The 17,871-nt window shown below is 49.3% G+C and carries 21 protein-coding genes; 10 read left to right on the top strand and 11 right to left on the bottom strand.

Annotation, left to right across the window (positions count from 1 at the left end; genetic code table 11):
- Nucleotides 1-438: 438 nt before the first annotated feature.
- The 7 genes from ACQ29O_RS11820 to ACQ29O_RS11790 all read left to right on the top strand — a co-directional run bounded on the left by ACQ29O_RS11820 (nucleotide 439) and on the right by ACQ29O_RS11790 (nucleotide 8,350).
- Nucleotides 439-1,086 (top strand): YchE family NAAT transporter, encoded by a 648-nt coding sequence (locus ACQ29O_RS11820; protein ID WP_000615841.1) that lies wholly within the window; start codon nucleotides 439-441, stop codon nucleotides 1,084-1,086.
- Between the two features lie 763 nt (nucleotides 1,087-1,849).
- Nucleotides 1,850-3,481, top strand: coding sequence for an oligopeptide ABC transporter substrate-binding protein OppA (gene oppA, locus ACQ29O_RS11815; RefSeq protein ID WP_001746720.1), 1,632 nt, complete (start codon nucleotides 1,850-1,852; stop codon nucleotides 3,479-3,481).
- Between the two features lie 121 nt (nucleotides 3,482-3,602).
- On the top strand, nucleotides 3,603-4,523 hold the full coding sequence (gene oppB, locus ACQ29O_RS11810) for an oligopeptide ABC transporter permease OppB (RefSeq protein WP_000911097.1): 921 nt from the start codon (nucleotides 3,603-3,605) through the stop codon (nucleotides 4,521-4,523).
- A 14-nt stretch (nucleotides 4,524-4,537) separates the two neighbouring features.
- Nucleotides 4,538-5,446 (top strand): oligopeptide ABC transporter permease OppC, encoded by a 909-nt coding sequence (gene oppC, locus ACQ29O_RS11805; RefSeq protein WP_253336059.1) that lies wholly within the window; start codon nucleotides 4,538-4,540, stop codon nucleotides 5,444-5,446.
- Between the two features lie 11 nt (nucleotides 5,447-5,457).
- Entirely contained in the window at nucleotides 5,458-6,465 is a 1,008-nt protein-coding gene (locus tag ACQ29O_RS11800) for an ABC transporter ATP-binding protein (RefSeq protein WP_000058859.1), read from the top strand.
- Nucleotides 6,462-7,466, top strand: coding sequence for a murein tripeptide/oligopeptide ABC transporter ATP-binding protein OppF (oppF, locus tag ACQ29O_RS11795; RefSeq protein WP_000994698.1), 1,005 nt, complete (start codon nucleotides 6,462-6,464; stop codon nucleotides 7,464-7,466). Before ACQ29O_RS11800 ends, oppF begins: the two co-directional genes overlap by 4 nt.
- 47 nt (nucleotides 7,467-7,513) lie before the next feature.
- Nucleotides 7,514-8,350 (top strand): ion transporter, encoded by an 837-nt coding sequence (locus ACQ29O_RS11790; RefSeq protein ID WP_000059075.1) that lies wholly within the window; start codon nucleotides 7,514-7,516, stop codon nucleotides 8,348-8,350.
- A gap of 47 nt (nucleotides 8,351-8,397) precedes the next feature.
- On the opposite strand, the gene ACQ29O_RS11785 is transcribed toward ACQ29O_RS11790, so the two are convergent.
- Both ACQ29O_RS11785 and cls read right to left on the bottom strand, forming a co-directional pair.
- Nucleotides 8,398-8,727, bottom strand: coding sequence for an HI1450 family dsDNA-mimic protein (locus ACQ29O_RS11785; protein ID WP_000425074.1), 330 nt, complete (start codon nucleotides 8,725-8,727; stop codon nucleotides 8,398-8,400).
- 33 nt (nucleotides 8,728-8,760) lie between these two features.
- Nucleotides 8,761-10,221, bottom strand: coding sequence for a cardiolipin synthase (gene cls, locus ACQ29O_RS11780; RefSeq protein WP_000210314.1), 1,461 nt, complete (start codon nucleotides 10,219-10,221; stop codon nucleotides 8,761-8,763).
- A gap of 142 nt (nucleotides 10,222-10,363) precedes the next feature.
- On the opposite strand from cls, the gene ACQ29O_RS11775 reads away from it, so the two are divergent.
- Nucleotides 10,364-10,537 carry a YciY family protein gene (locus tag ACQ29O_RS11775; RefSeq protein WP_134800391.1) on the top strand — a complete coding sequence of 58 codons (174 nt, stop codon included), beginning with the start codon at nucleotides 10,364-10,366 and terminating at the stop codon, nucleotides 10,535-10,537.
- 43 nt (nucleotides 10,538-10,580) lie between these two features.
- Here the strand turns inward: ACQ29O_RS11775 and ACQ29O_RS11770 are convergent, their stop codons facing one another.
- The gene (locus ACQ29O_RS11770; protein WP_024134354.1) at nucleotides 10,581-10,874 is read right to left on the bottom strand and encodes a YciI family protein; all 294 of its coding nucleotides are present in this window, start codon (nucleotides 10,872-10,874) and stop codon (nucleotides 10,581-10,583) included.
- Between the two features lie 226 nt (nucleotides 10,875-11,100).
- Between ACQ29O_RS11770 and tonB the strand changes: the two genes are divergently transcribed.
- Nucleotides 11,101-11,829, top strand: a complete 729-nt coding sequence (gene tonB / locus ACQ29O_RS11765; RefSeq protein ID WP_001525247.1) for a TonB system transport protein TonB — start codon at nucleotides 11,101-11,103, stop codon at nucleotides 11,827-11,829.
- Between the two features lie 58 nt (nucleotides 11,830-11,887).
- On the opposite strand, the gene yciA is transcribed toward tonB, so the two are convergent.
- The 4 genes from yciA to ACQ29O_RS11745 all read right to left on the bottom strand — a co-directional run bounded on the left by yciA (nucleotide 11,888) and on the right by ACQ29O_RS11745 (nucleotide 14,219).
- Nucleotides 11,888-12,289: an acyl-CoA thioester hydrolase YciA gene (gene yciA, locus ACQ29O_RS11760; protein ID WP_000210317.1), complete on the bottom strand. Its 402-nt coding sequence runs from the start codon at nucleotides 12,287-12,289 to the stop codon at nucleotides 11,888-11,890.
- A gap of 160 nt (nucleotides 12,290-12,449) precedes the next feature.
- Nucleotides 12,450-12,989, bottom strand: coding sequence for a septation protein A (locus tag ACQ29O_RS11755; RefSeq protein ID WP_000808682.1), 540 nt, complete (start codon nucleotides 12,987-12,989; stop codon nucleotides 12,450-12,452).
- Between the two features lie 56 nt (nucleotides 12,990-13,045).
- A complete protein-coding gene (locus tag ACQ29O_RS11750; RefSeq protein ID WP_000028507.1) occupies nucleotides 13,046-13,789 on the bottom strand; it encodes a YciC family protein in 744 nt (247 codons plus the stop codon).
- 25 nt (nucleotides 13,790-13,814) lie between these two features.
- Nucleotides 13,815-14,219 carry a YkgJ family cysteine cluster protein gene (locus tag ACQ29O_RS11745; RefSeq protein ID WP_000114955.1) on the bottom strand — a complete coding sequence of 135 codons (405 nt, stop codon included), beginning with the start codon at nucleotides 14,217-14,219 and terminating at the stop codon, nucleotides 13,815-13,817.
- 337 nt (nucleotides 14,220-14,556) lie between these two features.
- Here ACQ29O_RS11745 and ompW point away from each other — a divergent pair, with 337 nt between their 5' ends.
- A complete protein-coding gene (ompW, locus tag ACQ29O_RS11740; protein ID WP_000714799.1) occupies nucleotides 14,557-15,195 on the top strand; it encodes an outer membrane protein OmpW in 639 nt (212 codons plus the stop codon).
- An 81-nt stretch (nucleotides 15,196-15,276) separates the two neighbouring features.
- Here the strand turns inward: ompW and ACQ29O_RS11735 are convergent, their stop codons facing one another.
- The 4 genes from ACQ29O_RS11735 to ACQ29O_RS11720 all read right to left on the bottom strand — a co-directional run bounded on the left by ACQ29O_RS11735 (nucleotide 15,277) and on the right by ACQ29O_RS11720 (nucleotide 17,530).
- Complete coding sequence (locus ACQ29O_RS11735) at nucleotides 15,277-16,155, bottom strand: manganese catalase family protein (RefSeq protein ID WP_000488349.1); 879 nt, start codon at nucleotides 16,153-16,155, stop codon at nucleotides 15,277-15,279.
- 19 nt (nucleotides 16,156-16,174) lie between these two features.
- Nucleotides 16,175-16,681: a ferritin-like domain-containing protein gene (locus tag ACQ29O_RS11730; RefSeq protein WP_001109977.1), complete on the bottom strand. Its 507-nt coding sequence runs from the start codon at nucleotides 16,679-16,681 to the stop codon at nucleotides 16,175-16,177.
- 73 nt (nucleotides 16,682-16,754) lie between these two features.
- Nucleotides 16,755-17,258, bottom strand: a complete 504-nt coding sequence (locus ACQ29O_RS11725; RefSeq protein WP_001022826.1) for a ferritin-like domain-containing protein — start codon at nucleotides 17,256-17,258, stop codon at nucleotides 16,755-16,757.
- Between the two features lie 89 nt (nucleotides 17,259-17,347).
- Nucleotides 17,348-17,530: a general stress protein gene (locus tag ACQ29O_RS11720; protein WP_000807657.1), complete on the bottom strand. Its 183-nt coding sequence runs from the start codon at nucleotides 17,528-17,530 to the stop codon at nucleotides 17,348-17,350.
- Between the last annotated feature and the right edge of the window lie 341 nt (nucleotides 17,531-17,871).

Genomic DNA, 17,871 nt, shown 5'->3' with positions numbered 1-17,871 from the left:
ATCTGCGCGATACGTGAGTATAGACAGATCGACGATACTTTGTATAAATGCCTGAAATTCAGGTGGTTACTTAACGTCCGTTTCGCTCTGATTTACTAAAAGAGCTTCTGCGTTAGTATCATTTAACTCTAACGCGTTACGTCCAGGTGGCGTAAGCAAGATTACTCACTTCTGAGTAGCGATTGTGTGATCTAAATCAAGATTACGCAAAGCTGACACCTTTCAGCAGGCCATTTTAGCCTTTTATGTAAATTGTTAAGAAATCGTTGTCATGAAGAGTAAGTGGATTAGCATAACGAGTACATATAAATAACAGCGATGAATGGATGAAATTAGGTGTAGATAAGAGGTGAACTATGCGAATAAAAGGCGTATCTTCTGCGCGTTTTGATCATTAACGAACATTGACTTCATCCGGCTAACGCTTCGGAGCTAACCGTGATTCAACCGCTTTTTGATTTTCCTGTTTACTTTAAGTTCTTTATCGGGCTCTTTGCGCTGGTTAACCCGGTGGGGATTATCCCCGTTTTCATCAGCATGACCAGCTACCAGACGGCCACGGCGCGTAATAAAACTAACCTCACCGCGAATCTGTCGGTTGCGATTATCTTGTGGAGTTCCTTATTCCTCGGCGATGGCATCCTGCAGCTGTTTGGTATTTCTATTGACTCGTTCAGAATTGCGGGCGGTATCCTGGTTGTCACCATTGCAATGTCGATGATCAGCGGGAAGCTGGGGGAAGATAAACAAAACAAGCAAGAAAAGTCAGAGACGGCCATACGCGAGAGCATTGGCGTTGTGCCGTTAGCGCTGCCGTTAATGGCGGGGCCAGGGGCGATCAGCTCCACTATCGTCTGGGGGACGCGTTATCACAGCATCGCGCATTTGCTTGGTTTTTCAGTTGCCATTGCGCTTTTTGCGCTTTGCTGCTGGGGCGTGTTCCGTATGGCGCCGTGGCTGGTTCGTTTGCTGGGGCAAACCGGTATCAACGTTATTACCCGAATCATGGGGTTGTTGTTAATGGCGCTCGGCATCGAATTTATTGTCACAGGAGTAAAAGGCATTTTCCCCGGCTTGCTCAACTAAACTCCCACCTGCTGATTTACAGGCGGCGCCCTAAGGGGCCGCCTTGTGACATTCCCACGTAACACTTCTTACTTTGATAAGCATTCAGCGTTTAAATGATAAAAATACTAATATAATCTAACGCTATTTATTTTTATTAATCAAACTATTATCAACATTACTGAGACCGTGAGAAGCGGTAGGTCTGTTATTTTATTCACACCATACTCTGGGGCTTGATGAAGGATTATTGAAATGTTATTAGTTGTTTCAGCTCCATCGTAGATGAATGTGCTAAATAATGAGCATTTGTTAAATTTGTGTGTGTTTTCTGGCGCAGGCATAACCTACGATGCGACAGAGAGATATTTTTCTTTCAACTTATTGATTATAAAGAATAAATAAAATATTTTTAACATTGTTTAACTGTTTTTTTGGGCAGGGATTTTTCCATAAAAGAGAATTGGTTAACAAAATTGTAAAATGAATTGGCGGTTCAGAAACGCATTTGATACTTTTCGGCCAAACATTTTTGTAGAAGATTTCACATTGTTGATAACTATTTTCATTTAGATGGTTGTCAGAAATAACGTGCGACGTGGGCAGGTACGTCGTATACCGAATCGACGAAAGGCGATCGAACGAATCGTCAGAATAAATAAAGTCGGTGATAGCAAAAGCAGTGACAGACCTGGCAGTACACCACCAGTGCTGTACAGGAACCCTGACGGGATTAAACAGGCTGGTAAAAACCAGTAATTATAATGAGTGGAGTACAAACACAATGTCTAACATCACGAAAAAAAGTTTAATTGCAGTGGGAATACTCACTGCGCTCATCGCCGCCAGCGCCGCGACTGCGGCAGACGTGCCCGCCGGTGTTCAGTTAGCCGACAAGCAAACGTTGGTACGTAATAATGGATCAGAAGTGCAGTCTCTCGACCCGCATAAAATTGAAGGCGTGCCGGAATCGAACGTTAGCCGTGATCTCTTTGAAGGCTTATTAATTAGTGATGTCGAGGGGCATCCTTCACCGGGCGTCGCGGAAAAATGGGAGAATAAAGATTTTAAAGTCTGGACATTCCATCTACGTGAAAATGCGAAATGGTCAGATGGTACGCCCGTCACTGCCCATGATTTCGTTTATAGCTGGCAACGCCTGGCCGATCCTAATACGGCATCGCCGTACGCCAGCTATCTGCAATACGGTCATATCGCTAATATCGATGACATTATCGCCGGTAAAAAACCCGCCACCGATCTGGGGGTAAAAGCGCTTGATGATCACACCTTTGAAGTGACCTTAAGTGAGCCGGTGCCTTATTTCTACAAATTGTTGGTCCACCCTTCAGTGTCTCCTGTACCGAAATCAGCGGTCGAAAAATTTGGCGATAAGTGGACACAACCGGCCAATATTGTCACTAACGGCGCTTATAAGTTAAAAAACTGGGTGGTGAACGAACGTATCGTGCTGGAGCGTAACCCGCAATACTGGGATAACGACAAAACCGTCATCAATCAGGTAACTTATTTGCCTATCTCTTCGGAGGTGACGGATGTCAACCGCTACCGCAGCGGCGAGATCGATATGACTTATAACAATATGCCGATCGAATTATTCCAGAAACTGAAAAAAGAGATCCCGAATGAAGTCCGCGTAGACCCTTATTTGTGTACCTATTATTACGAAATTAATAATCAAAAAGCGCCGTTTAACGATGTCCGCGTGCGTACCGCGCTGAAACTGGCGTTAGATCGCGACATTATTGTTAATAAGGTTAAAAATCAGGGCGATTTACCCGCTTATAGCTACACGCCGCCGTATACCGATGGCGCAAAACTGGTAGAGCCTGAGTGGTTCAAATGGTCCCAGCAAAAGCGTAATGAAGAAGCGAAGAAATTGTTGGCTGAAGCCGGCTTTACGGCGGATAAGCCCTTAACATTCGACCTGCTGTATAACACCTCCGATCTGCATAAAAAACTGGCCATTGCCGTGGCGTCTATCTGGAAGAAAAATCTGGGCGTCAATGTGAGTCTGGAGAATCAGGAATGGAAAACCTTCCTGGATACCCGTCATCAGGGCACCTTTGATGTTGCCAGAGCCGGGTGGTGCGCAGATTATAATGAACCGACCTCATTCCTGAATACTATGTTGTCCGACAGTTCAAATAACACCGCGCATTATAATAGCCCGGCGTTTGATAAGCTGATTGCTGACACGCTGAAAGTGGCGGACGATACGCAGCGCAGCGAACTCTACGCTAAAGCGGAGCAGCAGTTAGATAAAGACTCGGCTATTGTGCCGGTGTATTACTACGTTAACGCGCGCCTGGTGAAACCTTGGGTGGGCGGGTATACCGGTAAAGACCCGCTGGATAATATTTATGTGAAAAACTTATATATTATCAAACATTAATGGCAAGACATGGGACAACTGCGGTTGTCCCATGGTGTCTTTTTTCATCGCACTATAACTTTCCCTGGCGGATCTTTTGTCACGTCCGGGAAGTAAAGGCACAGGCCAGAAGGTACGGGCAATGTTGAAATTTATTTTACGCCGCTGTCTGGAAGCGATTCCGACGCTGTTTATTCTTATTACCATCTCTTTCTTTATGATGCGCCTCGCGCCGGGTAGCCCTTTTACTGGCGAGCGCGCATTGCCGCCGGAAGTGCTGGCCAATATTGAAGCAAAATATCATCTGAACGATCCCATCATGACGCAGTACTTCAGCTACCTGAAGCAGCTGGCGCATGGCGATTTTGGACCATCGTTTAAATACAAAGATTACACGGTCAACGATCTGGTTGCCGCCAGCTTCCCCGTTTCGGCGAAACTTGGCGCTGCCGCTTTTTTGCTGGCGGTCATTATTGGTGTCAGTGCTGGCGTGATTGCCGCGCTAAAGCAAAATACGCGATGGGATTATACGGTGATGGGATTTGCCATGACCGGCGTCGTTATCCCCAGTTTTGTGGTAGCGCCGCTACTGGTGATGGTCTTTGCAATAACCTTGCAATGGCTGCCTGGCGGCGGCTGGAACGGCGGGGCGTTAAAATTTATGATCCTGCCGATGGTCGCGCTTTCACTGGCCTATATTGCCAGCATCGCTCGTATTACGCGCGGCTCAATGATTGAAGTTCTGCATTCGAACTTTATTCGTACCGCGCGGGCAAAAGGATTACCGATGCGCAGAATCATCTTCCGCCATGCGTTAAAACCTGCGCTGCTGCCGGTTTTATCCTATATGGGGCCAGCCTTTGTCGGCATTATTACCGGCTCAATGGTGATTGAAACTATTTATGGCTTACCGGGCATTGGGCAGCTTTTCGTTAATGGCGCGCTCAACCGCGATTACTCGCTGGTGTTAAGTTTGACCATTCTGGTCGGGGCGCTGACCATATTATTTAACGCCATTGTCGATGTGCTCTATGCCGTTATCGACCCGAAAATTCGCTATTGATACTGGAGCTCGCGATGATGTTAAGTAAGAAAAACAGCGAGACGCTGGAAAATTTCAGTGAAAAGCTGGAGGTGGAAGGTCGCAGCCTTTGGCAAGATGCCCGTCGGCGCTTTATGCATAACCGTGCGGCGGTGGCCAGTCTTATTGTCCTGTTTCTGATAGCCCTGTTCGTGACAGTGGCGCCTATGCTGTCGCAATTTACCTATTTCGATACCGACTGGGGCATGATGTCCAGTGCGCCGGATATGGCGTCCGGTCACTATTTCGGCACTGACTCTTCCGGGCGCGATCTGTTGGTGCGCGTTGCCATCGGCGGGCGTATCTCATTAATGGTCGGGATTGCCGCCGCGCTGGTGGCGGTCATTGTCGGAACGCTGTATGGCTCGCTGTCCGGCTATCTGGGCGGCAAAATTGATTCTGTGATGATGCGTTTGTTGGAGATCCTCAACTCGTTCCCGTTTATGTTCTTTGTGATTTTGCTGGTGACGTTTTTTGGGCAGAACATTCTGTTGATTTTCGTCGCCATCGGCATGGTCTCCTGGCTTGATATGGCGCGTATCGTGCGTGGCCAAACCCTAAGTCTTAAACGTAAAGAATTCATCGAAGCCGCGCAGGTGGGTGGTGTGTCGACTGCCAGCATTGTGATCCGCCATATTGTGCCTAACGTCCTGGGCGTAGTGGTAGTGTATGCATCGTTGCTGGTGCCCAGCATGATTCTGTTTGAGTCTTTCCTCAGTTTCCTGGGGCTTGGGACGCAGGAACCGTTAAGCAGTTGGGGAGCGTTATTGAGCGATGGCGCAAAGTCAATGGAAGTCTCACCGTGGCTGCTGCTGTTTCCGGCTGGCTTTCTCGTGGTGACGTTATTCTGTTTTAACTTTATTGGCGATGGCCTGCGTGATGCCCTCGACCCGAAAGATCGTTAAGGAGTACAGCCATGAGCTTATCAGAAACCGCAACTCAGGCGCCGCAACCGGCGAATGTACTGCTGGAGGTAAACGATCTTCGTGTTACGTTCGCTACGCCTGATGGCGATGTGACGGCGGTCAACGATCTGAACTTTACGCTTCGCGCTGGAGAAACGTTAGGTATTGTTGGCGAGTCTGGATCGGGGAAATCGCAAACGGCGTTCGCATTAATGGGACTGCTGGCGACGAATGGTCGAATCGGCGGTTCTGCGACCTTCAACGGACGTGAAATTCTTAATCTACCTGAGCGCGAACTGAATACGCTGCGCGCAGAACAGATTTCGATGATTTTTCAGGACCCGATGACCTCGCTAAATCCTTATATGCGCGTTGGGGAGCAGTTAATGGAAGTCCTGATGCTGCATAAAGGGATGAGCAAAGCGGAAGCTTTTGAAGAGTCCGTCAGAATGCTGGATGCCGTAAAAATGCCGGAAGCGCGCAAATGGATGAAAATGTACCCGCACGAATTTTCCGGCGGAATGCGTCAACGTGTGATGATTGCGATGGCGCTGTTGTGCAGGCCGAAACTGCTTATTGCCGATGAGCCTACCACCGCGCTTGATGTTACCGTGCAGGCGCAGATTATGACCTTGCTTAATGAGCTAAAGCGCGAATTTAATACCGCCATTATCATGATTACCCACGATCTGGGCGTGGTCGCGGGTATTTGCGATAAGGTCCTGGTAATGTATGCCGGGCGTACCATGGAATACGGTAAGGCGCGCGATGTCTTTTATCAGCCCGTTCATCCGTATTCGATAGGCTTGCTTAATGCGGTGCCGCGTCTGGATAGCGAGGGGGCGGAAATGTTGACGATTCCGGGCAATCCTCCCAATTTATTGCGTTTGCCTAAAGGTTGTCCGTTCCAGCCGCGTTGTCCTCATGCGATGGAGATCTGCAATAATGCGCCGCCACTTGAAGCGTTTAGTCCTGGTCGCTTGCGCGCCTGTTTTAAACCGGTGGAGGAACTGCTATGAATGCTGTGATTGAACAACGTAAAGTTCTCCTCGAAATCGCCGATCTGAAAGTACATTTTGATATCAAAGAAGGGAAGCAGTGGTTCTGGCAACCGCCGAAAACTCTGAAAGCGGTGGACGGCGTTACGCTACGCCTGTATGAAGGCGAAACGCTTGGCGTGGTGGGTGAATCCGGCTGCGGCAAGTCGACGTTTGCGCGCGCCATTATTGGTCTGGTGAAGGCGACAGACGGTAAAGTCGCCTGGCTGGGAAAAGATCTGTTGGGCATGAAAGCGGATGAGTGGCGCGAAGTGCGCAGCGATATCCAGATGATTTTCCAGGACCCGCTGGCGTCACTCAACCCGCGAATGACGATTGGCGAAATTATCGCGGAACCGCTGCGCACTTATCATCCTAAACTTTCGCGCCAGGACGTGCGTGACCGCGTGAAAGCCATGATGCTGAAAGTGGGGCTGCTGCCGAATCTCATCAACCGTTATCCTCATGAATTTTCCGGGGGGCAGTGCCAGCGCATCGGTATCGCCCGGGCGTTGATCCTGGAACCTAAGCTCATTATTTGCGATGAGCCGGTGTCGGCGCTGGACGTTTCTATTCAGGCGCAGGTGGTGAATTTGCTCCAGCAGTTACAGCGAGAGATGGGGCTGTCGTTGATTTTTATTGCGCACGACCTGGCGGTCGTAAAGCACATATCCGATCGTGTCCTGGTGATGTATCTCGGTCATGCAGTAGAATTGGGCACCTATGATGAGGTGTACCATAATCCACTGCATCCTTATACCAAAGCGCTGATGTCGGCGGTACCGATTCCCGATCCCGATCTGGAGCGAAATAAGAAGATACAATTGCTGGAGGGCGAATTACCTTCGCCCATTAACCCGCCTTCCGGCTGCGTGTTCCGTACACGCTGTCCGCTAGCCGGGCCAGAATGCGCGCAAACGCGACCGGTGCTGGAAGGAAGTTTTCGCCATGCCGTTTCCTGCCTTAAAGTAGACCCGTTATAATCGCAAGGGCTGACAATTCGTCAGCCCTTCTTTTAGGTGAGGTTACCGTGTCACTTTCTTTGTCGTCGGTTCGCCGTCGTCTTTATCATAATCTGTTCGATTTGACTACGCGCTCAGGTCGCCGTTTTGAAGGGTTATGCGCGCTGTTTGCGCTGCTTAGCGTACTGGTCATTTTTGTTGAATCAGGCGTAGGAACGGAATATCACCTGACATTTGATGAATGGCATATTTTTGTCTGGCTGGAGCTCTGCGTTACCCTGATATTTACCGGTGAATACTTGCTCAGACTGTTTAGCTGGCCCGAACCGGCAAAATACGTTTTTAGTTTCTGGGGATTTATTGATCTGGTGACGATTTTGCCGCTGTACGTCATGTGGCTGTGGCCGGAAATTAGCCTGAACTATATGTTTTCCTGGCGTGCTATGCGAGCGATTCGCGTGCTGCGTATTCTTAAACTGCTACGCTTTATGCCATCCCTGCGCGTATTCTGGAGCGCCATTATTAGCGCGCGTCATCAGCTTATTCTGTTCTATTCATTTATTGCGATCGTGATGATTATTTTCGGTGCCCTGATGTATCTTATTGAAGGACCGAAATATGGCTTCACGACGCTTAATGCCTCGGTGTATTGGGCGATAGTGACAGTCACAACCGTGGGGTATGGTGATATTACGCCGCATACGCCGCTGGGACGTATTGTCGCGTCGGTGCTTATTTTGATTGGTTATTCGGTGATTGCGATTCCTACAGGACTGATTACCACGCACATGAGCAGCGCGTTTCAAAAACGTCACTGGCAGCGAAAATGTCCGCAGTGCCAGCAAAGCCAGCATGAACATAGCGCGCAATATTGTAACCGATGCGGCAGTAAGCTACCGGATTAAACAGGCTTGCCGGAGGGCGCAATCAGACGCCATCCGGCCTGAACCGCTTATTCGCGCCAGAGAATATGGCACAGCTTGTGGTCCTTTTCCCGGCACAGCAGAACGCGGGCGAAAATGTCGTTAATTTCGCCGTCTTCGGTATCCGCTAGGCCAATCACTACCTCGGCAAAAAAGTCTGGATTCAGGTCAAAATCGACGTGCTCTTGCCAGTCTTCAGCGGGATCAAACAACTCCGCGCTGCCGCGCTCCTCGAATTGCAAATTGAACAGAATGATATCAGCCGGATCAAGATTATCCGCCGCCAGCTCAAGAAAAATATCGTAAGCCTGCTCAAGCGTTTCGTCTTCAGTCAGGCGATTGTTCAGATCCATTTCCATAGTGACTACCTGTTTACTCATGTTGGTCACGTTTTACAGCAATGGACTAAAGAAGTAAAACAATCGCTCGGTAATACGCTGCCATAACGGACGTTTTACCCACAAACGCGCATCTAAGAGACGGGAGCGCGAAATATAATCGTCCTGTACCGCAGCCAGATCGGCGCCGAAACCCGTATCATCAATGACCAGCGTAATCTCGAAATTAAGCCACAGGCTACGCATGTCGAGATTCACGGTACCGACCAGGCTCAGTTCGCCATCGACCAGCACGCTTTTAGTATGCAACAGCCCGCCTTCGAACTGATAGATTTTCACGCCCGCCGCCAGTAACTCGCTGAAAAAGGCGCGACTGGCCCAGCCGACGAGCAGTGAATCATTTTTACGGGGCAGGATAATACTGACATCCACGCCGCGCTGCGCAGCGGTACAAATGGCGTGCAGCAGATCGTCGCTGGGGACGAAATATGGCGTGGTCATAATTAAATATTCGCGCGCAGCATAGGTGGCGGTTAATAGTGCCTGGTGAATGAGATCTTCCGGAAAACCAGGACCGGAAGCAATGGTATGAATGGTATGCCCGCTGGCCTGCTCAAACGGCATAATATTCACATCCGGCGGGGGAGGCAGAATGCGTTTACCCGTCTCGATTTCCCAATCGCAGGAGTAAACAATCCCCATTGCTGTCGCCACGGGGCCTTCCATCCGCGCCATCAAATCGACCCATTGTCCAACGCCGGCATCCTGTTTGAAAAAACGCGGGTCCACCATATTCATACTGCCGGTATAGGCGATGTAATTGTCAATCATCACCATTTTACGGTGCTGGCGAAGATCCATACGGCGTAAAAAGACGCGCATCAGATTCACCTTCAGCGCCTCTACGACTTCAATGCCAGCGTTACGCATCATGGCCGCCCAGGGGCTGCGGAAGAAAGCGACGCTACCCGCGGAATCCAGCATAAGCCGGCAATGGATGCCGCGGCGGGCGGCGGCCATTAGCGATTCAGCGACCTGATCCGCCATGCCGCCTGGCTGCCAGATGTAAAACACCATTTCGATATTATGCCGCGCCAGTTGGATATCGCGAATAAGCGCCTGCATGACATCATCGGAGTCGGTAAGTAATTGCAACTGGTTGCCTTTGACGCCCGCAATCCCCTGACGTCGTTCGCACAGCTTAAACAAGGACGATGCGACGCTACTGTTTTCTTGCGCGAAAATGTGTTTGCAGGCTTTGAGGTCATTCAACCATTTGGCAGTAGATGGCCACATGGCGCGGGCACGCTCGGCGCGACGTTTGCCTAAATGCAATTCGCCCACGGACAAATAGGCGATGATCCCGACCAGCGGAAGGATATAGATGATTAACAACCAGGCCATTGCGGAGGGAACTGCGCGCCGTTTCATTAGAATACGTAATGTGACGCCGGCAATGAGAACCCAGTATCCCAAAATGACCAGCCAACTCACCACGGTGTAGAGGGTTGTCATAACTTTAAAAATCCTTTAGAAAGCGTGTTGTTAAGAGTTTACGCGTCAGGATTCACATGGCAAATAAAAACACGGGAAAAGCGCTGGTCTGCATCCGGCGAGGGGGTATAATGGCGCTTCTGTTACAGTGAGAGTCGTAAACATGAAGCGTAGTAGAACGGAAGTGGGGCTCTGGCGAATGCTACGTCAGGCGAGCCGCCGTAAAGCGCGTTGGCTTGAAGGGCAATCACGCCGTAATATGCGTATCCATACTATCAGGAAATGCATCTTTAATCGTCAGCGTAATTCATTACTCTTTGCGATTCACGGTGTGTGAGCCAGAAAGGGCACCGTATGCGGTGCCCAACAGGCCATCCTTTTCAAAAGATCTTCTTATACGGTTTGACCGAAACCTGCGCATAGACGCCCGCTGCGACGTAGGGATCCGCATCAGCCCAGGATTGCGCTGCTTCTAAAGATTCAAATTCAGCAATCACCGTTGACCCGGTAAATCCGGCTACCCCAGGATCGTTACTGTCCACTGCGGGCATCGGCCCGGCAGTTAATAATCGCCCTTCATCATGCAGAAGTTGCAGGCGCGCCAGATGCGCGGGCCGTACCGAGAGGCGTTTTTCAAGCGAGTTGGCATTATCCTGAGCGTAAATAACATACAGCGCGGGTAGAGCTCCTTAATCGGTAAAAGTTGCTGATTACGTTATTGGAAAGGGCATTTAACTGCAATGTAAAGATACCGACTTTGTTAAACATGCACATTTTGTGTGGTGTTTTTGCGCGATATCATCTTTTAAATGCCGCTATCGGCAATGCCTTATTGAATATGATTGCTATTTGCATTTAAAATTCAGCTCTGGTTTTTCAACTGAAACGATTATGACTTCAATGACCCTTGATTTACCTCGTCGCTTTCCCTGGCCGACACTCCTTTCCGTAGGCATTCATGGTGCTGTAGTGGCAGGTTTGCTCTATACCTCGGTACATCAGGTTATTGAATTGCCTGCGCCAGCGCAGCCTATCACGGTGACAATGGTTTCACCCGCTGACCTGGAGCCTCCCCAGGCGGTTCAGCCGCCGCCGGAGCCAGTGGTTGAACCCGAACCGGAGCCAGAGCCGATCCCTGAACCGCCTAAAGAAGCGCCCGTGGTGATTGAGAAACCCAAACCTAAGCCAAAACCCAAGCCAAAACCGAAACCGGAACCGGTGAAAAAGGTTGAAGAGCAGCCGAAGCGCGAAGTCAAACCAGCCGCGCCTCGTCCTGCCTCACCGTTTGAAAATAGCGCCCCGGCGCGGCCAACAAGCAGCACCGCCTCGGCGACCAGCAAGCCGGCGGTGAGCGTACCCACTGGACCTCGCGCTCTGAGCCGTAACCAGCCGCAGTATCCGGCGCGAGCACAGGCGTTACGTATTGAAGGCCGCGTAAAGGTTAAGTTTGATGTGACCTCTGCTGGGCGAGTGGAAAATGTACAGATTCTGTCCGCGCAGCCAGCCAATATGTTTGAGCGTGAAGTTAAGAATGCGATGCGTAAATGGCGCTATGAAGCAGGCAAGCCGGGTTCCGGGCTGGTGGTCAATATTATCTTCCGTCTGAACGGTACGGCGCAGATTGAGTAATCTCTGGCGCCGCCAGTAGGAATATACCATCACCTGCTGGCGGCGTAAGCGGGCATACTTAACCCTGAACCGGGAGCGGGCGAGGTTTACCGTCCGGATCGACGGCAACATAAATAAACAGCGCCTCGGTGGCCTTGTAGCGCTGTCCAATCGGTTCTGACGCGACTTTTTTCACCCAGACTTCAATATTGATGCTAATAGACGTCGTACCGCGTTTAACGCAGCGCGCGTAGCAGCATACGACATCGCCAACCGCGACGGGGCGCAGAAATGTCATTCCTTCCACGCGTACGGTTACAACCCGACCGTGCGCGATCTCTTTGGCCAGTATCGCGCCGCCAATATCCATTTGCGACATCAGCCAGCCGCCAAAAATATCGCCGTTCGCATTGGTATCGGCAGGCATGGCCAATGTACGTAAAACCAGCTCGCCCTGAGGAGTATTATCCATTGTTGTCATTGTAAAACCGACTATCAGAAAAAATTACAGCCGCTATGCTACTATGAATTTTGTGTGGAGAATAGTGGGAATAAAGGTACTGACGGGAAAGCGCAGGGCGTAAAGGCGAAGAAAATATCGCCAGGCGTTCGCAGTCTGGCGATGATAAGTCACGGGAGGGTTATGATTTATCTTCCTGTGGCAGATGCCGGTAGATATAGACGCCGCTCAGCAGGGTAAAAATGAGCGTCAGCGCCGTGAGTCCAAAGACCTTAAAGTTGACCCAGATATTTTGCGGCAACCAGAAGGCGATATAAATGTTAGCCAGACCGCACGCAATAAAAAACAGCGCCCACGCCAGGTTCAGCTTTGACCAGACCTGCTGCGGCAACGCCAGTTCTTTACCTAACATACGTTGGATTAACGGTTTTTTCATCACCCACTGGCTTATTAACAGCGCGCCGGCGAACAGCGCATAAATAACCGTCACCTTCCATTTAATAAATTCATCGTTATGGAAGAAGAGCGTCAGACCGCCGAAGACGGCAACCAGAACAAAGGTAATCAGCGCCATCTTCTCTATTTTCCGATAGCGCACCCAGCTATAAATCAGCACGATTGCCGTCGCGACAATCAGTGCGGAGGTCGCCGCATAGATGTCATAAAGTTTATAAAACGCAAAAAAGACAACCAGCGGTAAAAAATCCAGAAACTGCTTCATTCTTCGATTCCATCATCAACGAGCGTCGAATGCGCCGCGTAACGGCGCATTGCGGATTATTGGCGAATCAACATATACAGGCGGAATAAGTAGATAAGCAATACTGCGGAAATCAGATTGCTCAACGTATTCGCCAGTACAGCGCCTACATTTGGGGTCAGTACAGCGAAGCTGGGCGCGAACAGCAATAGCAATGTTTTAGCCAGTAACCAGCCTATCACCGCAGGCGCGACCAGTCTCATGTTAGCCCAGGCTAAACGCATACTGCTGCGCATTGCGGCAAACACGCCCATTTTCTCTTCAACCAACATCACTGGCGCAAGCGCCAGCACAATGGCCATAATAATCCCCGGAACGACAATCAGCATTATACCGATTTGCACTAACAGGGTAGTCAGAAAAATGAGAATAAACAGTTTAGGCAATGCAGGGGCGCTGGCGCCGATAGCGCGCAGCGCGCTAACCCGATGTCCCGCTGAAACTAACTGAATCATCAGGATGATACCGCCGGCCAGAATAGCGTTGCCGATAAGCCCGGAAAACGTCGAGGCGGCAGAGGCGCGCAACAGGATCTGCTGCTGCTCCGGCGTCATATTTTGTACCAGCTCAAACAGGCCAGCGCTGCCTGCCAGATGTTCTCCTTCACTGAGTTGCGCGATTTGCGCATCGCTGGGTGAAAAGGCATGACCTAAGACCACCGTGATAAATGCGCACAGCAACGAAACCAGCAAGATAGTAATAAATTGATTTCGGAAAAAATTTCCGGCGTCACGGTAAACGGACTTCGCCGTGATAGACATGCACTCTCCTTGAGTTTTGCAGGTGTTAATTTGCGGGCAATTGTACCCTGGATAACTCTACAGTGGCAGCATCAGCAGTTGTATGGAAAAGCATATCTTTGTAAAGCGGCGGTAATCCGTATCGCGCGCGGGCGCGATTACACGCCTCATTCACTTCGCCTCCTTCGCCCGATATCGAAAATTCGCGACAGGTTGAAGGGCGGTTTTCATAAATAGCGCAACTGACGTTTTCACCCGGCGTGCCAATTAGCGCTTTACAGTGCGGCTGTTTTTGGTTGGTACCGGCCATACAACGTAAAAAAGGGGTAACAGGCTCGGTTAATGACGCCGGAACGCGTCCGCTGGCATCGTCGCCTTCAGCCCAATAAAAGGAGACACGAAAATAGGCACAACAGGCACCGCATGTCATGCATGGGTTAAGAACGCTCATGATTCACCTGCAAAAAACTCACGTATCAATAGATTACAACGGAAATTAATCTGTCCCGCAGTGTTCGCGAATCTTACCGCCACGCGCCATTGCGGGACATTGATTACCTTAGCCAGCCTTTATCGCCAGGGCAACAGGAGCAGACAAATATTTGCATAGCGTGAATATGTCAAAATTGATCTGAACTCCTATAACCAGGATTTTCAATACAAGTTCTGAATTAATCTGGATCAATAAATGTTAAATTATAAGAACAAATGTGATCTGTGTTAGATCACTTATTACTTCATTGTGGGTATATTCATCACGCTTTTATAACCATAACGATGGAGCGGGTATGAAAAAATTTACAGTGGCGGCACTGGCGTTAACAACTCTTCTCTCAGGCAGCGCTTTCGCGCACGAAGCCGGAGAATTCTTTATGCGTGCAGGTCCGGCAACCGTCAGACCTACAGAAGGGGCGGGTGGTACGCTGGGGCATTTAAACGGGTTTGATGTGAGTAATAACACGCAACTCGGCCTGACATTCACTTACATGGCGACGGACAATATCGGGGTTGAATTGCTGGCGGCCACGCCGTTCCGCCATAAGGTGGGTACGGGCGCGACGGGAGATATCGCCACGGTTCACCTGTTACCGCCAACGTTAATGGCGCAGTGGTACTTCGGCGATTCCAGCAGCAAAGTGCGTCCTTATGTCGGCGTGGGGGTGAACTACACCACCTTCTTCGATAACGACTTTAACGATAATGGTAAAAATGCCGGGCTGTCCGATCTGAGCTTTAAGGATTCCTGGGGCGCGGCAGGGCAAGTTGGGGTAGATTACCTGATTAACCGCGACTGGTTAATTGGCGCCTCTGTCTGGTACATGGATATTGATACTACCGCCAATTATAAAATGGGCGGCGTTCAGCATCATGACAGCGTGCGTCTGGACCCATGGGTATTTATGTTCTCGGCAGGCTATCGTTTCTAATCGCGTGATGTTGTGACGAAAAAAGACCCCGCCAGGCGGGGTCAAAAAAGGACATGACACACGGATTTTACTTGTCGGAACTCACTTGTCTTCTTTCGGTTCGCCGCAGCCTAGTTCTGCGCCAGTGAGAGGATCAACGGTGGGGTCCGATTTCGTTCTTTCTGCCATCGCTTTGAGCAGCGCCATCTGCTCGCGCGGCAATTTCACTGTCGCCAGGCCATCGCCGCCATCAACAGCAGGCATCGGTTCTGCGACATAGTTGAAGTTCTCATCGCTATTCCAGCTACCTCGCGGATCGTCGCCTTGCGACATGTTGTAGTACACGTCGGTATACTGTTCTACCGGCGGTAATTTACCCGGCGGGAAGTTGTTACGAATCGAATACAGCGCCTTTTCAAAAGAGAGCTGGTGCGCGACTTCACGGGTCATTAAGAAACTGAGCGTGTCTTTTACGCCGGGATCGTCGGTCAGATTAATCAGGCGTTCATAAATGATCTTCGCTCGCGCCTCTGCCGCGATGTTTGAGCGTAGATCGGCTGTGACTTCGCCGATAGTATCAATATAAGCCGCGGTCCACGGTACGCCGCCGGAGTTCGTCAACGCCGGGCCGCCGCCATACAGCAGAGAGGTGATATGGCTGTCATTACCATTCTGCGTCAGCGAGCGATAAAGTTCCGCTTCGTTTTCGGTACCTTCCGCCAGCTCGCCTTTAGCGCCTTTATTAAGCATTCCTACCAGTGAGCCGATAATTTCCAGATGACTCAGCTCCTCGGTGGCGATGTCCATTAACATTTCTCTACGACCGGCATCATCATCGCTTAAACCTTGCGTGAAGTAGCGGCAGGCGGCCGCCAGTTCGCCCTGCGGGCCGCCAAACTGTTCCAGCAGCAGGTTCGCTAATCCAGGATTAGGTTCGCTCACTCGCACAGTATATTGAAGTTGTTTTACGTGTCGAAACATATTGCCTCCTGCTTATTATTTATTTTTTGGCTTCAACGCCATCTGCTTCAGATCGCAGTAAAAATTGTTCCGTTGTCTGCGGAATATGTTTGATCAGCCAGTCAGCCATTTGCATTTCTTCTTTCAGAATGGCTTCAATCGTCGGAATTGAGGCAGTGTCGCCAGCTTTTTTTGCCGCCGCCAGCAGGGAGGTATAACAAGCAATTTCGAACTGCTCGAAAACATAACCGCTAATTGAGCCTTTGACAATTTCATCGGAAGGGAACATGCCACCGATAGATTGCCCCATTGCTGCCATTTTACTCATGGAGTCTTTCAACACCGAACGAGAAATGCCATTACGGTCCAATACTTCTTCGAGCATGGTAATTTGATGTTTGGTTTCACTAATATGTTGTTCAATTCTGGCTTTTATATCAGGATAATTTTCAATACGGCTGGCCATAGATTCAAGCATCGATTCTGCCTGTTTTTCCATGGCATGGGCGTCACGAAGCCAGTCATGATAATGTTCAGTATAATTCATTTTACATTCCTCAATGCGTGATAATCTGCTCCGATAATAAAATCGGAATCATGCAAGCTGATAATTAAAAATATTATTTCGATTTGCGTTCAGCACTTTTATTAACATTGCTGACTGCTAAATCGGTAAGTTTTAAATCAGTTTGTTTTTCCTCGTCGAGGGTTTCTTTGAGCAGTTTTAATGCCTTGCTATAGCCGAGCTGCTCGGCCAGGGTGGCTAGCGTGCCGTAGCTGGCGATTTCGTAATGCTCGACTTTTTGCGCCGCGGCGATAAGCGCTGCATCGCGTACTTCGTTTTTCTCCGTACTTTCGATGACTTCATTGGCTTCTTCGATCAGCCCTTCCATAGCGACGCATTTCATTCTTTTCAGTTTAATGCCAGATTCAGATTCGACGATCTGATCAATACGTTCAATCTGACCCTGGGTTTCTTCAAGATGAGATTGAAAGGCCTGGCTTAATTTTTCATTGGACGTGGCTCTGGCTAGTTTAGAAAGAGCCTTGGTTAATTGTTTTTCTGCACTATAGGTATCTGAAAGTAGATGGATAAAAAGGTCTTCAACGGTTTTGATATTCATAAATCTAATTCTCCTGGGCAAAATACTGCGAGCCAGAAGACTCGCAGATTGCTTGATAAAAGCATGTGTTGTATTTACATTACAGTAAATCAGGAATTATCGGATTTACGTCCGCCGTGACTATTCTGACCACCTTTTTTACCGGCTTCAGAAGCTCGTTGCGGATCGTTTTTGAAATTCCCGCCGCTATGCTGACCGCCTTTGCGGCCCGCTTCAGATGCTTTTTCACGATTCTCGGCGAAATTTCCTGAACCACCACGATGTTCGGCCATATTATTTCTCCTGTCTCGTTGCTTGCTGAAAAAATCGGTTTTAACCGTGTCGACACCCTATTAAAATTAGTTGGTTAAACCGATTAGTCAAATTGACGGAAATAGTTGTGATTTACCGCGTAAATAACGCACAAAAAATGGTTTAGAGATAATATATTCTATATTTTCTTTTAGAATAAGCGATTTAACAGAAAATGCTTTGCATTGTTATTAATAACAAGCGTCACTATCTGCAGCCATAGAAACGTTAATGCATTGTTTGTTGACATTTCTTTACATAAAGGCGGGGGAAATTGACGTGAAAACGCTAAATTTTTCGGCGTGATTAGGAGTTTTCTTAG

This window comes from Salmonella sp. GDC200615, from assembly GCF_050574145.1.
Classification (GTDB): domain Bacteria; phylum Pseudomonadota; class Gammaproteobacteria; order Enterobacterales; family Enterobacteriaceae; genus Salmonella; species Salmonella enterica.
This window is presented reverse-complemented; position numbering and strand designations above follow the sequence as displayed.

What these genes read in the sequence shown, in the direction of transcription:
- oppA (WP_001746720.1), top strand. Translation starts at nt 1,850, where the DNA reads ATGTCTAACATCACGAAAAAAAGTTTAATTGCAGTGGGAATACTCACT.
- oppB (WP_000911097.1), top strand. Translation starts at nt 3,603, where the DNA reads ATGTTGAAATTTATTTTACGCCGCTGTCTGGAAGCGATTCCGACGCTG.
- oppC (WP_253336059.1), top strand. Translation starts at nt 4,538, where the DNA reads ATGATGTTAAGTAAGAAAAACAGCGAGACGCTGGAAAATTTCAGTGAA.
- ACQ29O_RS11800 (WP_000058859.1), top strand. Translation starts at nt 5,458, where the DNA reads ATGAGCTTATCAGAAACCGCAACTCAGGCGCCGCAACCGGCGAATGTA.
- oppF (WP_000994698.1), top strand. Translation starts at nt 6,462, where the DNA reads ATGAATGCTGTGATTGAACAACGTAAAGTTCTCCTCGAAATCGCCGAT.
- ACQ29O_RS11785 (WP_000425074.1), bottom strand. Translation starts at nt 8,727, where the DNA reads ATGGAAATGGATCTGAACAATCGCCTGACTGAAGACGAAACGCTTGAG.
- cls (WP_000210314.1), bottom strand. Translation starts at nt 10,221, where the DNA reads ATGACAACCCTCTACACCGTGGTGAGTTGGCTGGTCATTTTGGGATAC.
- ACQ29O_RS11775 (WP_134800391.1), top strand. Translation starts at nt 10,364, where the DNA reads ATGAAGCGTAGTAGAACGGAAGTGGGGCTCTGGCGAATGCTACGTCAG.
- tonB (WP_001525247.1), top strand. Translation starts at nt 11,101, where the DNA reads ATGACCCTTGATTTACCTCGTCGCTTTCCCTGGCCGACACTCCTTTCC.
- yciA (WP_000210317.1), bottom strand. Translation starts at nt 12,289, where the DNA reads ATGACAACAATGGATAATACTCCTCAGGGCGAGCTGGTTTTACGTACA.
- ACQ29O_RS11755 (WP_000808682.1), bottom strand. Translation starts at nt 12,989, where the DNA reads ATGAAGCAGTTTCTGGATTTTTTACCGCTGGTTGTCTTTTTTGCGTTT.
- ACQ29O_RS11750 (WP_000028507.1), bottom strand. Translation starts at nt 13,789, where the DNA reads ATGTCTATCACGGCGAAGTCCGTTTACCGTGACGCCGGAAATTTTTTC.
- ACQ29O_RS11745 (WP_000114955.1), bottom strand. Translation starts at nt 14,219, where the DNA reads ATGAGCGTTCTTAACCCATGCATGACATGCGGTGCCTGTTGTGCCTAT.
- ompW (WP_000714799.1), top strand. Translation starts at nt 14,557, where the DNA reads ATGAAAAAATTTACAGTGGCGGCACTGGCGTTAACAACTCTTCTCTCA.
- ACQ29O_RS11735 (WP_000488349.1), bottom strand. Translation starts at nt 16,155, where the DNA reads ATGTTTCGACACGTAAAACAACTTCAATATACTGTGCGAGTGAGCGAA.
- ACQ29O_RS11730 (WP_001109977.1), bottom strand. Translation starts at nt 16,681, where the DNA reads ATGAATTATACTGAACATTATCATGACTGGCTTCGTGACGCCCATGCC.
- ACQ29O_RS11725 (WP_001022826.1), bottom strand. Translation starts at nt 17,258, where the DNA reads ATGAATATCAAAACCGTTGAAGACCTTTTTATCCATCTACTTTCAGAT.
- ACQ29O_RS11720 (WP_000807657.1), bottom strand. Translation starts at nt 17,530, where the DNA reads ATGGCCGAACATCGTGGTGGTTCAGGAAATTTCGCCGAGAATCGTGAA.